We start from the raw sequence: 13,130 nt of genomic DNA, 5'->3' as shown, positions 1-13,130 counted from the left end.
TATAAACATCAACGCCACCGCAAGGTGGCGTTTTTTTTCACATCCCACGCATAACCAGCGCGTCATCTAATTCCCGATACGCCGCCACTAACTTATCCAGCGTAATCCGGCTTAACCCACTCGGGTTCGGCAACACCCAGATCTGCGTCGCGCCAATCGTCAGCGTCTGTTTCCCCCACTGTGCACCACGCTGGCTAAAGCCTTGCTCAAATGCCTGTTTTCCCAAAATAGCGAGCGCCGCTGGCTGATAGTCTTCAATCTTCTCAACGAGCTGACGACCACCGCTACGCATCTCCTCGAGCTTCACTTCATTGGCCTGCACCGTCGGCCTGTCGACAAATTTGGTGACGCCACAGCGAAAATCCAGCAGGTGTTGTGCCTCTTCTGGCTTTAGCAGGCGATCGGTAAATCCCGCCTGATGGATGACCTTCCAAAAGCGGTTAGCAGGATGCGCAAAGGGAAAACCTGTACCCGCCGAAGAGAGCCCCGGATTGATGCCGCAAAAAACCACCCGCAGCCCCGGCGCCAGTATGTCCTTAACCATAATCACTCCGCACAATACATCAGGCAACCAGTATAACGGACTGAAAACACATTGTTTATAAAAACAGCATCCGTACGCTTATGGCTGGATTGCAACGCAGAGTTACTTTATAATCCACCGCCACGGCCCCTTAGCTCAGTGGTTAGAGCAGGCGACTCATAATCGCTTGGTCGCTGGTTCAAGTCCAGCAGGGGCCACCAAACAAAACAAGGAGTTAGATGAGAGATCGTCTGACTCCTTTTTCTTTGGATGCAATTTGGGTCCGCTTCCCCAACATGCAATACGGCTATGATCCCCATCCATTCTCAGGTATGTCTTCTTGAACACTACATCCTTGGTGATGGCGATGTCAGGAAAAGCCCTCTTACGCCGACATTGAATTGAAGGGAAAAATCAGAAAGGGTGGCTAACCCTCTATTTTCATTACATTATATCAAAACGTATATTTAGATATATCTATTATATTGTTTGTTTTGATTTTCTTATATGTTTATATTCTTTTAAGAAAATTAATTCAAAAGGATAATTCATTGCTTACACAATCTGATTTTTCAAAATTCAAAAACCTGAATATTTCGATTAACAACATTCTTGTTTTTGCCGCAGTCATGAATACAGGAGGGATAGTTTCTGCTTCATACTATATGAACTGTTCACCGTCTGCAGTGAGCCTTTCGTTGAAAAAATTTTGTACTTGTTTTCCCGAAAAACTATTCAGCAGAGAGGGCCGTTGTTTAATACCAACAGAAGAGGCACAATTGCTGTATAACGGCATTAGCCCTGCAATAAGGAATCTCTTATATGCAATGACGTCCAGCACTGACATTTCCTCAACTGCCGTAGAGCAGATTTCATAAACCTCGTGGCAAGCACATAGTTATTCACAACGAGAACCCTAAATTGTGCATGCTGAGGTAAACTGACAATCGCTTTAATAATAAAATCACGACTACATTGCTGTCGGCAATCCGTACAGCGGGATATGGCAATATTATCTCTCTCACTTATAATCGTGACACTCTTTCATTAATTTCACGTAAACTTAATTGAAGACGGACTGATATTCTTTTCCGATAGGTAGCAGCAGTTTTATAGCTAATCCCCATTCGCCTCGCTGTTTCGTTCAGTCCTATTTTTTCTGTCTGCAGGACAAACCACTGCAATTCCCTTTGTGGTAATCGAACTCCGCCGACCTGGCCGACTTTCCTGGTGATCAACGGACTCATGATCGTGCCTGATGATGCGTCAGCGGAGAAAAATATGAGTTTAGATAAGATATTAATCGCCTCCGCGCGATGAACAATGCCCATAGGTTGAAGATTTGCGACTGCTGCCAGCAACAGAGGGTCACGTAAACGGGTAAAAACAATAATACTATATTGGTCTGCAGGCCACTCGTCCTTTGCAAACTTTAAGAATGCTAATCCTTCCGCCAGCGTCTCACTTTCGCTCGTTAACTCGGTAATAACGAGTACCCGCCCTGGTTCCCCATGACGGGCTGACACTTGTTTCTGCAATGCGGAAAGCGTCATTACTCTTAGACTAATTGAGCGACCTGCCAGGCTATCAATAAAGGCACATAGCCCAAGGGCACTATAATAGATAGTGTCCATAACCAATACCCGCTCGTAGGAAAAATTTAAATTTTCCATATTATGCTCTATTTTTTGTCGAATACATTTTAAAAGCACTATTTAACATAACCAATGGTTATGTTTCATTAATTTTTATTTTCACCGATAGCTAATTCACAATCGGCAACAGCACTTTCCCCATGACAGACAGTATCAAGATTATAAAATGCAAGTTTAAGTTGATGACTTAATTCCACAGCATATTCAGTAGGATTGAGATTGCGACCTTCACGTATGAAAAGGGTGTCATTAAAGTAACTTCTGACTCTTTTCAAGTGCAGGCTAATAGATGATGCAGAACAACCAAGTACCAGTGAGGCACCATACAAACTGCCCGTGTCAACAAAAACGATAAACGTTAGTATGGACCTAAAATCCACATCCATAAGATGACGAAGCCTAGAGTCATAATTAATTAAATCCATATTAAACGCCTCAATAACTTTTTACCAAAATATACTTTTCTTTTCAAAGGTGCAATAACCATGCAAAAATAAAAACATTAGGTAAAAACAATTAATAAAAGCAAAAACAAAGATGATTATTTCATACATTTTTAATAAGAAAGTGAAAAAAATCAGATAAATCAAAGCAGATAGAGTTAAATTCCGAAAACATTAAAAAATGAAATAGTTAAATATTACTCAATGATTTAATAAGTTTTATTATTTGAGATACTATCAATAATAAAATAAGAAACCAAACTCTATTAAAGCCCATGTTATTTAAGAGTTTTCTATTCTTAAAACTTACATTAGTCGTCGAAAAATGGTTGGCAAAAAAAAAGAAATGTCGATTTATCAGTTAGGTTTCATAAATAAATAAATTCGAGAAAAGTCTTAACCGTCGTTTAGCAAAGTATTAAAAATTAGTTTCAATAGGGTAACCACGCACATTCCGGGCAGCGTAAAAGCACCCCCACCGTCCAGTGTTAATCTAATAATGTTAATGCTGAAGTTAAATTAGAGGATTCAACACGTTCAATTAAGCGGAGCGGTACACAATGTGTCCATCTGCACCAACGCAAAAAAATCGGCACTGTCTGGCTGGTTGAGGGCAACTCTTTTGGACGCCACCACCTTGAAAGTGGAAACGTCCGTTAGCGTGTTATTCGATAGTCAGCTCACACGAGTTCTTTGAGCTGCTCCTGCATATAGGTCGAAAAGTACTCAGGGTTCTTGATAAGGATACGGTTACCGGAGGCGACTTTTTCAGCCCATCCAGCGACTTTTTTTGTGAACTCAGGATTCCATCCCTCTTGCTCACCGCGTGCCATCACATCTGCTGCGCTCACTGGCACACCTAAATCATGCAAATATTTTAAAATTCCCTTGGCCGTACTTTCATCCATGGAATGGGGTACTGGCGCCGATGTGTTCATACCACCAATAAAATCCAATGCTTTCTCAATTGCTGTTGGCATGCTCTTATCCTTAAAATTAACCGCGTATTAAACACCTTTATACTATGTACCCAAGTCAGCCGGGATATCAAAGAGAACGTTGCCTTTATTTGATTTATGCCGCAGCTAAACGCTTGCGGTGGTGGTTTTCTGCACTATTTTTTCGCATCACCAGCCAAAACCAGCCCGGTTGCCACCGCATTTCGTGGCCCTTCGGTTCCCCGAATATTGCCCTGACCGGCAACAACGCCGTAATGCGCCAGCGCGTCGGTGATCATCTGCGGGATTTCAAAATCCAGCGATGAACCGCCCACCAGCACCACAAAAGAGATGTTGCGAATTGAGCCGCCGGGTGAGACCTGCCGCAATGCGCGCAGGCAGTTCGTCACAAAGACCTTCTCCTTGGCCTGACGACGTACCAGCCGAATTTTCTCCAGCGACGTCTGGTTCTCAATGGGGATGGCTTTGCCCGCTTTCAGATACACCACTTTGGCAAACACCGACGGGCTGAGCGGTTCACGAAAGAACTCCACCGCGCCGTTCTCGTGGCGAATACTGAACAGACTCTCCACTTTCGCCAGCGGATATTTTTTTATCTCCTCTGCCAGAAAAGGATCGCTCAAGCCGAGTTCCGTTTTGATAAGCAAGCTGACCATGTTCCCTGCTCCCGCCAGATGTATCGCCTTAACGGTGCCATCGTTATGGATAATCGCGGCATCGGTGGATCCGGCACCTAAGTCGAGGATCGCCAACGGCGCGGCGCATCCTGGCGTCGTCAATGCCCCGGCCACCGCCATATTGGCCTCCACGCCCCCCACTTCAACCGGCGTATTCAGCCGCACACTCAGCTCACGGGCGATCGTCTGCATCTGTAGCCGATCGGATTTCACCATCGCCGCAATGCCAACCGCGTTTTCCATTGAATATTCCCCGGCAACACCGCCCTGGACTTTACGGGGAATAAACGTATCGACCGCCAGCAGATCCTGAATATGTACTGAATTCATATCGTGCCCGCTCAGCGAGGCCATCACCTTACGCACGCGCTCCAGCATGCCACCCGCGTGAGTACCAGCCTCACCGCGAATGTCGCAGACCGGCGCACAGGCGTTCATCGCTTGCATAATTGCCTGAGCGCCTTGGGCCACATCGGCTTCTCCGCCGCGCTTTTCACCACTGATAAAGATCTTGCCCGCCGGGATCACCCGTGATTGCACTTCGCCCTGCGGGGTTTTCAGCACCACAGCGGATCGGTTGCCGATCAGTGCCCTGGCGATCGGGACGATCGTTTTTGTTTCCTCCGGCGTCAGGGCAAAGAAAGTGGCGATGCCATAAGGATTCGACAGTACCCGAACCACCTGTCCTGCTGCCGCCACTTCTACCGCCGCCAGCACCCCTTCCGGGACCTTCTCCAGCAGCGTGACTTCATCAATCACCGGCAGCGTTCGTCGCAGACGATTATTGACCAGTACGCCATCGTCCCTTTTCAGGATCGCCGCCACCACGTCGACGCCGCGATCCAGCGCCGCATTGATAAGCCACACCGCCTCGAGAAAATCCATCTCTGCGCCCACCAGCGGGATCCAGCCCTGCGCAAACCGATCGAGGCTCAACGATGCCAGTTTCTCCACGGCGATCGTGGTACCCATCCCTACGCCAACACCGCCTGGCGTTTGCGGGTTATGACCAATCATTGTCGATTCAGTGATGATGGTTTCGGTGATCGTCTCCATCGCCACATCACCAATGACCGGCGCGGCCTCGTTGATGCAGATTTTCGTCACGTCCTGAAGCGACGACGATGTTTTTTCCAGCGCCTGCTGCAGGGAGGCCACTACCCCGGCAATGTTATCCCGCGTGCCTTTCATGCCCGTGGTCGCGACGATCCCGCTGGCAACAAACCGGCCATCCTGCGCCAGCGCCACTTCCGTGGTGGCGTTGCCGATATCAATCCCTGCAATTAACGGCATACCGCCTCCGTCACTGACTGCCTTTACGCAGCTTGTTTCTCTGCTGGTACACGTCTGCCGACTCGCGGACAAACCCGGCGTTCACCGTGGCATGCCAGGTGTGCTCCAGTTCATCGGCAATGGCCTGTAACTCCGTAAATGAAGAACGAAATGGGCGCAGCGCATTGTAGATTTCCAGAATGCGAGCATCCGGGATGGCAATCAGTTCCGCCGCACGGCGGAAATTACGCGCCACGGCGTGACGCTGCATCTGCTCGGCGATCTGCGCCTGATACTCCAGCGTTTGCTGAGAAATACGCACATCCTGTGGCCCCACACGCCCTGCCAGTACATTCTCAAGAGTAATATCAGTTAACGGCTTTCCGGTGGGCGTGAGGATTTTCTCCGGGCAGCGAGTCGCTAACGGATAATCCTGCGCGGTCATGATGTTTTCGTTCATCGTCATTCCCTTACTAAGGCAATATGCAGCGTGACAGGCGCGGCATCCTGCACCACGTGTTTGGTTTCTTTAATGTGGAACAGCGCAGCCTTGGCCATAAATTTCGGTCGCACCATCTGGTCATTAACGACCGGTACCGGCGAGGGCGACTCTTTGCGTGCGTAACGCGCGGCGTTCTTACCAATCTGGCGATAGGTTTCCAGCGTCAGCAGCGGGGCCTGAGAAAAAAGCTCCAGGTTGCTCAGCGGCAGCAAATCACGCTGATGAATCACCGTGGTTCCTTTCGACTGAATACCAATGCCGATGCCGGAGCCGCTCAGATTTGCTGCATCCCAGGCCATAAAGGAGACATCCGAAGTGCGCAAAACTCTGACCACCCGCGCATGTAATCCCTCTTCTTCAATTCCGGCCACCAGCTCTTTCAGGATCGCCTTGTGCGGCATATCAATCAGGGTCTTATGCTGGTATTTATCAAAGGCCGGCCCGACGCCAATCACCACTTCATCCGCGCGATCGTCCGCTTTTGCCGCCTTACCTTCGCTAACCTGCAAGGTGAAAACCGGCTTACGTTCAGTTGTACATTCCACCGCATACCGCCTTATTCAATGCTGCCAGGCTGAACCACACCCGCAATATTTTTAATTTCCGCCCAGCGTTCGGCTGAGATGCGATAGCCGGTGCCGGGTCCCTGATAATCATTGATGTCGTTAACGGCGCTGACCACCTCGAACTGGCGATCCAGAATGGCGGATGTTTGCAGATAATCGCCGGTCACACGCTGCCTCAACATGTTGAGAATGTTGCTGGCGATATCGTCAAAACCGCTGGCACTCAGCGCGCCAACAACATCCAGCCCGGTGATATTGCGCTTCATCATTTCTTCCACCGCGGCCAAATCCTCTACCACATTACGCGCGGGCATATCTTTGCTGCCGTGAGCATAGGTGGCGGCGTCGACCTCTTCATCGCTAATCAGCGGCAGGCCCAGCTCGCGAAACACCGCCTGAATAGCGCGAGCCGCCTGATTGCGAATAGCGATAGTTTCCTCTTCCGTTACCGGACGCAGACCGCCATCAACCATCAGATCACGTTGCAGAATGTTGTAATCATCAAAGTCCTCGGCATCGAAGTTCGACCCAGCAAACATGTTGTCGTAGTTCGGTACCGCGCTGTAGCCGGAAAAGATAAAGTCGGTACCGGGCAGCATCTGCATCAATGTGCGGGCGGTGCGGCGAATATCGGAGTGCGAGAAGGTCTGGTCATTCGCCGACGCCACTTCAAGGTCGAGCATCGAGGCAATCAGGTTTTCCGCCAGCACAGCACGGATCCCCGACGGTACAGCCCCGGTCATACCAATACAGCTGACCGCGCCGTTTTGCAGCCCCTGAACGCCCGCGCCCTTAGTGATAAAAATGCAGCGCGACTCCAGATACAGCATTGATTTGCTTTCTGAGTACCCCATCAGCGCCTCCGAGCCAGTGCCAGAGGTGTAGCGCATCTTCAGCCCGCGGGAAGCGTAGGCCGAGGCGAGAAAGGATTTTGACCACGGCGTGTCATCGCCGTCAGTAAACACTGACTCTGTACCGTATACCGACACCGTTTCGGCGTAGCTGGTTAAGCCGCGCATACCCAGTTCCAGTTCGGTGGCTTCTTCAACGGAACATTGGGTAAGCACGCCAGGACGGCCGCACTGCGAACCAACCAGCAGCGCCAGCGCGTTAAACGGCGCATAGCGGGCGATGCCTACGGTCGTTTCTTGCTCGGAAAAACCACGGATCCCCGCCTCGGCGGCATCGGCGGCAATTTGCACCGGGTTATCTTTCAGGTTGGTGACGTGACACTGGTTAGAGGGTGTGCGTCTGGCGCGCATTTTTTGCAGCGCCATCATCATTTCCACCACGTTCATTTTTGCCATCACCTCCACCGCTTTCGCCGGGGTGATGGCGGTGGTAATGGCAATAATCTCTTCCCGACTGACGTGGATATCCACCAGCATTCTGGCGATGTCCAGCGCGTCGAGTTGCATTGCCCGTTCGGTTTCCGCGACGTTAATCGCGTAGTCAGCAATAAAACGGTCAATCATGTCGAACTGTGCACGATCTTTACCGTCCAGTTCCACAATACGGCCATTTTCCACCTTCACCGACGACGCAGGATCGTAGGGGCTTTCCATGGCGATCAGCCCCTCTTCCGGCCATTCGCCAATCAGCCCATCCTGATTGACAGGCCGCTGGGCAAGAACTTCGAATCGTTTTGATCTTCTCATAGCGCGTGACTCAAAAAGTAAATAATAAGGACGCCGGGCCGTATCGCTGGTGGTTTACCGTCCCAGCAATCGCCTTTATCAGCAATAGCCGAACTTTAAATGAGCAGAATAATAAAAAAATAAAATTAATTACGTTCCAATTTGGCACGCAATTAAAACGCATCGTTTCATATTGAAACGCGTATTTGGAATATCCATAGAGAATTGTGACGAGGTTAAATGATCATTATCAATAAACGCCAAAGGAAGATCACTCACTTGCTATTTTAGAATTTTTTACTGTATTGACTTAATAACGTGCTGCGCGAAAATAAAGAAAACCCAATGATAAAAAATAGCTGCGCGCGATATTTTTCGTGACCTCAGCCCTACACAATTAACAGGAGATACCGTGAATAAGAGCCAACCCATCGCCACCATCACGCTGGCGGCCGCACAGAAAATGGCGGTCGCCGTTGAGGCTAAAGCGCTTGAAATCAACGTCCCGGTCGTCTTTTCCGTTGTTGACCACGGCGGAAACACGCTGCTGATCCAGCGTATGGATGAGGCGTTTGTCACCAGCTGCGATATTTCACTCAATAAGGCCTGGACCGCCTGCTGCCTGCGACAGGGTACTCACGAAATTACCGATGCGGTGCAACCCGGTGCATCGCTTTATGGCCTGCAGCTCACCAACCAACAGCGCATTATTATTTTCGGCGGAGGGCTTCCAGTTATATTAAATGGAAAAATAATTGGCGCCGTCGGCGTGAGTGGTGGCACCGTCGAACAGGACCAGCTATTAGCTGAAACCGCACTATATTGCTTCTCTGAATTATAAAATAAACGTAAGAAGGTATATTATGAGCTATCGTATGTTTGATTATCTGGTGCCAAATGTGAACTTTTTTGGCCCCAATGCTGTTTCCGTAGTGGGTGAACGCTGCAAACTACTGGGTGGGAAAAAAGCCCTGCTGGTGACCGATAAAGGCCTGCGGGCAATTAAAGACGGTGCGGTAGATAAAACGCTCGCGCATTTGCGTGAAGCCGGTATTGAAGTAGCAATATTTGACGGCGTCGAGCCAAACCCCAAAGACACCAACGTACGCGATGGCCTGGCGGTGTTTCGTCAGGAGCAATGCGATATTATTGTCACCGTCGGCGGCGGTAGCCCACATGACTGCGGTAAAGGTATTGGTATCGCGGCCACTCACGAAGGCGATCTCTACAGCTATGCCGGAATTGAAACCCTGACCCACCCGCTGCCGCCTATCATTGCGGTCAACACCACCGCAGGTACCGCCAGTGAAGTGACCCGTCACTGCGTACTGACCAACACCAAAACAAAAGTGAAATATGTCATTGTCAGCTGGCGCAACCTGCCGTCAGTATCGATTAACGATCCGCTGCTGATGCTTGGCAAACCTGCGCCTCTGACCGCGGCCACCGGGATGGATGCCTTGACCCACGCCGTGGAAGCCTACATTTCCAAAGATGCAAATCCGGTCACCGATGCCGCCGCTATTCAGGCAATCCGCCTGATCGCCCGTAACTTACGCCAGGCCGTAGCGCTGGGCAGCAACCTGAAAGCTCGCGAGAACATGGCCTACGCTTCACTGCTGGCGGGGATGGCCTTTAACAACGCCAACCTCGGCTACGTACACGCCATGGCGCACCAGCTTGGCGGCCTGTATGACATGCCGCACGGCGTGGCGAATGCCGTACTGCTACCGCACGTGGCACGTTATAACCTGATCGCTAATCCGGAAAAATTTGCCGATATCGCCGAGTTTATGGGCGAGAACACCGACGGCCTGTCTACCATGGACGCCGCCGAGTTGGCGATTCACGCTATTGCCCGCCTGTCTGCTGATATCGGCATTCCACAGCATCTGCGCGAACTGGGCGTAAAAGAGGCCGATTTCCCGTATATGGCAGAGATGGCCCTGAAGGACGGCAACGCATTCTCGAACCCACGTAAAGGTAACGAGAAAGAAATTGCCGCGCTCTTCCATCAGGCTTTCTGACAACAAAGGGGACGCGATGCCACTTTCATCACCGAGCGTAAACCTGTTTTATCACCCATGCTGGCAGGATTCCCGCGTGCTTGATGAACTATGCTGGGGGCTGGAAGAGCAAGGCGTCCCGTGCCGGGCCATCAGCTGCGACGACAGCGGCAACGCGCTGGCGCTCAGCAGACGGGCAGCAAAAAGCTCGGCGCTGCGCGTAGGTCTCGGCCTCAGCGTGAACGGCGAGATTGCCTTAACGCATGCCCAGTTGCCCGAGGATCGGGCGCTGATCTGCGGGCATATCGCCGCCGGGATCGAGCAGATCCGCACGCTCGGCGCCAACGCAGGCCAACTGGTCAACGTGCTTCCCTTCAGTGAGATAACATAAATGTATCGCATCTATACCCGAACCGGCGATAAAGGCACCACCGCGCTATTTGGCGGCAGCCGCATCGACAAAGACGACATCCGCGTTAACGCCTATGGCACGGTAGATGAACTGATTTCCCAACTGGGCGTGTGCTATGCCACAACCCACCAGACCGAGCTACGCGAGGATTTGCATACCGTCCAGAAGACGCTGTTTGTGCTGGGTGCGGAACTCGCCAGCGACGATAAAGGGATCATTCGCCTGAAGCAGACGATTAGCGATGAAGATATTCAGAGACTGGAGCGGCTGATTGACCGCAATATGGCGCACAGCGGCCCGCTGAAAGAGTTTGTCATTCCGGGGAAAAACCTCGCTTCTGCACAACTACACGTAGCGCGCACGCTGGCACGTCGACTGGAGCGTATTCTCACGGCGATGGACAGAACGCTCGCCGTGCGCGACGAACTTAAGCGGTACATCAATCGCTTGTCCGACGCGCTCTTTTCGATGGCCAGAATCGAAGAAACTACTCCAGATGTTTGCGCTTAAACTGGCTGGCGTCGATGTCGTACTGCTTCATCTTGCGCCACAGCGTGGTGCGCCCAATGTTCAGCAGCTGCGACATCTCCTGCACACGCCCGCTGGTGACGCGGGCGGCGTGGATAATCGCCTCTTTTTCGATGGCGGTAAACGTCAGGCTGGCAGGCAGCAGCGAAGATGTCGTATCCATACCCGGTCGTTCGGCAAACAGATAATCTGGCAGGTTGCTCAGGCGAATATGGCCATTCTCGCTGCTGATGGCGATGTTCTCGATAATGCTGTTCAGCTCGAAATCATTACCCGGCCACGAATAAGCCACCAGCTGCGCCAGCGCGTCATCATCCACCTTCAGGCTGGATGAAAAGCGTTTTTTCAGGCTGTTCAGGCGAGTATAAATCAGAGCCGGAATGCTGTTGCGCCGCGCGCGCAGCGGCGGAATAACGATTTCAAACGAGTGCAGCGCGTAATACAGCTGACGACTAAAGCGGTTTTGTTCCACCAGATTGGCAAGATCGACCGTGGTGGTGGCGATCACTTTCACATCCACCGGGATCAGGCGTCGAGCGTCGAGACGGGTCAGCACCCCCTGCTTGATCACCTGCAATAATGCAGACTGTAACTCCGGTGCCAAATATTCGATTTTTTCCAGAAACAGCGTACCGCCGTTCGCCAGTTCAAGGCGGCTCAGTCGGCCGTTTTCATCATCGGTTGGCGCGCTGCCCATAAAATCCTGTCCCAGCACGCTGTTGGCATACAGCTGACAGTTAACGGCGATATACGGGCCGCTGGCCCGTTCACTTTCATTGTGGATCGCCTGACTGAGCAGCTCTTTACCAACGCCCTCTTCGCCGCACAGCAGGATCGGAAAACTTCCCCTCGCCGCCTGGCGGCCAAAATGGATCAGCCGTCGGGTTTCCGGATCGTCCACCGACATCTGCTCAAAAGTATGGCTTACTTTGCCCAACTGACTGGTCATCAGCTGGCGCATTTGCTCGACCGGATGCAGCAGCAGAATAAAGCTGTTGCCCTGCTCTTCCACAATCGGCTTTAAAGTGATCACCGCATCAACAAACTGGTGCTGGCTCTCAAAGGTGACTTCGACGTGATTGAGGCCACGAGCATGTTTGATTGCCCGGCGCAGCAGCATCGGCATATTCACCAGGTCATGAAGATTTTTCCCCTGACTGGCCTGCACATCCAGATGCAACAGCATGGCGGCACGCGCATTGAGGAACTGCAGCACGCCCTGTTCATTCCATGCCATCACGCCATCATCCATGCTCTCCAGCAGCCCGTACATCTGATTCAGATGGCGATTAGATTCAGCCAACAGGCTGTCGGTCAGCAACGAATTGCCTACCTCTCTGGCAATCGCCAGCGTCAGGGAGAGATCGGAAACGGACTCATGTTCCACCAGGCAGCACAGCGAGATGGAGCCAAACAGTCGCCCGTGGTTATCAAATACCGGCGTTGAGCAGAACGACCACGGATGTAGCGCTTTTTTAAAGTGCTGATCGCCTGAAGTTTTTGTTGGCTGCCCCGGCATAGTCGCCAGCGACAGCGCACAGCTACCAATAATACTCTCCGCACAGTAGCTGCCGTCGAGAAAACCCAGCTCCGCCAGCTGTTCCACCGTCTGTGGATCGCCGCAGCGGCTGAGAATACAGGCGGACTCATCGAGGATAAACAGTGCACAGGGACGACCATCCATAAACTCCCAGGCGTCTTCCAGTGCGGCCTGAGCAATCGTCACCAGCGCAGTCTTGCGGCGGCAAATCGAGGCAAACGTCAGCCCTTGCGCCTGATGCGGCGCCTGCCAGGTTTCCCGCTGCATAAACTTACTGCAACGGTGCCATGACTGGGCAATAACCGAAGAGACGTCCTTTCCAATGTTCTGAGTGTGCGCCGTCATATTCCTTTCCGCTGTTTTACCCTGGACACCCCCTCCGACAGAGACGGTCAGAGGGGAGAAAATGC

At 51.5% G+C, this 13,130-nt stretch carries 14 protein-coding genes and 1 tRNA gene; 6 read left to right on the top strand and 9 right to left on the bottom strand.

Features of this window, described 5'->3' with window-relative positions; all coding sequences use genetic code 11:
• Window positions 1–37: 37 nt before the first annotated feature.
• Complete coding sequence (gene mug, locus AC3ITF_RS03125; RefSeq protein ID WP_115257458.1) at window positions 38–544, bottom strand: G/U mismatch-specific DNA glycosylase; 507 nt, start codon at window positions 542–544, stop codon at window positions 38–40.
• 124 nt (window positions 545–668) lie between these two features.
• Here mug and AC3ITF_RS03120 point away from each other — a divergent pair.
• Window positions 669–744: transfer RNA gene (locus AC3ITF_RS03120), tRNA-Ile, on the top strand.
• Window positions 745–1,152: 408 nt separating this feature from the next.
• The gene (locus AC3ITF_RS03115) at window positions 1,153–1,401 is read left to right on the top strand and encodes a hypothetical protein (RefSeq protein WP_423250624.1); all 249 of its coding nucleotides are present in this window, start codon (window positions 1,153–1,155) and stop codon (window positions 1,399–1,401) included.
• Window positions 1,402–1,548: 147 nt separating this feature from the next.
• Here AC3ITF_RS03115 and AC3ITF_RS03110 read toward each other — a convergent pair whose 3' ends face one another.
• From AC3ITF_RS03110 to AC3ITF_RS03080, 7 genes are all read right to left on the bottom strand, one after another.
• Entirely contained in the window at window positions 1,549–2,196 is a 648-nt protein-coding gene (locus tag AC3ITF_RS03110; RefSeq protein WP_135911382.1) for a response regulator transcription factor, read from the bottom strand.
• Window positions 2,197–2,264: 68 nt separating this feature from the next.
• Window positions 2,265–2,603: a helix-turn-helix domain-containing protein gene (locus tag AC3ITF_RS03105; RefSeq protein WP_135911380.1), complete on the bottom strand. Its 339-nt coding sequence runs from the start codon at window positions 2,601–2,603 to the stop codon at window positions 2,265–2,267.
• Between the two features lie 698 nt (window positions 2,604–3,301).
• Window positions 3,302–3,601, bottom strand: coding sequence for a DUF1889 family protein (locus tag AC3ITF_RS03100; protein ID WP_115257453.1), 300 nt, complete (start codon window positions 3,599–3,601; stop codon window positions 3,302–3,304).
• Between the two features lie 134 nt (window positions 3,602–3,735).
• Entirely contained in the window at window positions 3,736–5,550 is a 1,815-nt protein-coding gene (locus AC3ITF_RS03095) for a diol dehydratase reactivase subunit alpha (RefSeq protein ID WP_489176119.1), read from the bottom strand.
• A gap of 10 nt (window positions 5,551–5,560) precedes the next feature.
• A complete protein-coding gene (locus AC3ITF_RS03090; RefSeq protein WP_071697585.1) occupies window positions 5,561–5,989 on the bottom strand; it encodes a diol dehydratase small subunit in 429 nt (142 codons plus the stop codon).
• Window positions 5,990–5,991: 2 nt separating this feature from the next.
• Window positions 5,992–6,576, bottom strand: a complete 585-nt coding sequence (locus tag AC3ITF_RS03085; RefSeq protein WP_181540345.1) for a propanediol/glycerol family dehydratase medium subunit — start codon at window positions 6,574–6,576, stop codon at window positions 5,992–5,994.
• A gap of 11 nt (window positions 6,577–6,587) precedes the next feature.
• Window positions 6,588–8,255 carry a propanediol/glycerol family dehydratase large subunit gene (locus AC3ITF_RS03080; RefSeq protein WP_096755610.1) on the bottom strand — a complete coding sequence of 556 codons (1,668 nt, stop codon included), beginning with the start codon at window positions 8,253–8,255 and terminating at the stop codon, window positions 6,588–6,590.
• Between the two features lie 391 nt (window positions 8,256–8,646).
• Here AC3ITF_RS03080 and AC3ITF_RS03075 point away from each other — a divergent pair, with 391 nt between their 5' ends.
• Genes AC3ITF_RS03075 through AC3ITF_RS03060 form a run of 4 tightly spaced genes read left to right on the top strand, consistent with a single transcriptional unit; the run spans window position 8,647 to window position 11,162 of the window.
• Window positions 8,647–9,075, top strand: a complete 429-nt coding sequence (locus AC3ITF_RS03075; protein ID WP_117342700.1) for a GlcG/HbpS family heme-binding protein — start codon at window positions 8,647–8,649, stop codon at window positions 9,073–9,075.
• Window positions 9,076–9,097: 22 nt separating this feature from the next.
• Window positions 9,098–10,261: a 1,3-propanediol dehydrogenase gene (gene dhaT, locus AC3ITF_RS03070; RefSeq protein ID WP_489176118.1), complete on the top strand. Its 1,164-nt coding sequence runs from the start codon at window positions 9,098–9,100 to the stop codon at window positions 10,259–10,261.
• A gap of 16 nt (window positions 10,262–10,277) precedes the next feature.
• Entirely contained in the window at window positions 10,278–10,631 is a 354-nt protein-coding gene (locus AC3ITF_RS03065; RefSeq protein ID WP_181218217.1) for a glycerol dehydratase reactivase beta/small subunit family protein, read from the top strand.
• Window positions 10,632–11,162, top strand: coding sequence for a cob(I)yrinic acid a,c-diamide adenosyltransferase (locus AC3ITF_RS03060; protein WP_096755606.1), 531 nt, complete (start codon window positions 10,632–10,634; stop codon window positions 11,160–11,162).
• Here the strand turns inward: AC3ITF_RS03060 and dhaR are convergent.
• A complete protein-coding gene (gene dhaR / locus AC3ITF_RS03055; protein ID WP_182270942.1) occupies window positions 11,140–13,065 on the bottom strand; it encodes a dihydroxyacetone kinase operon transcriptional regulator DhaR in 1,926 nt (641 codons plus the stop codon). The genes AC3ITF_RS03060 and dhaR overlap by 23 nt on opposite strands.
• Window positions 13,066–13,130: the final 65 nt, after the last annotated feature.

This window comes from Citrobacter sp. KH_055_1 (assembly GCF_057838705.1).
The sequence above is the reverse complement of the archived record's forward strand: the minus strand, read 5'-3'. Positions and strand labels throughout refer to the sequence as shown.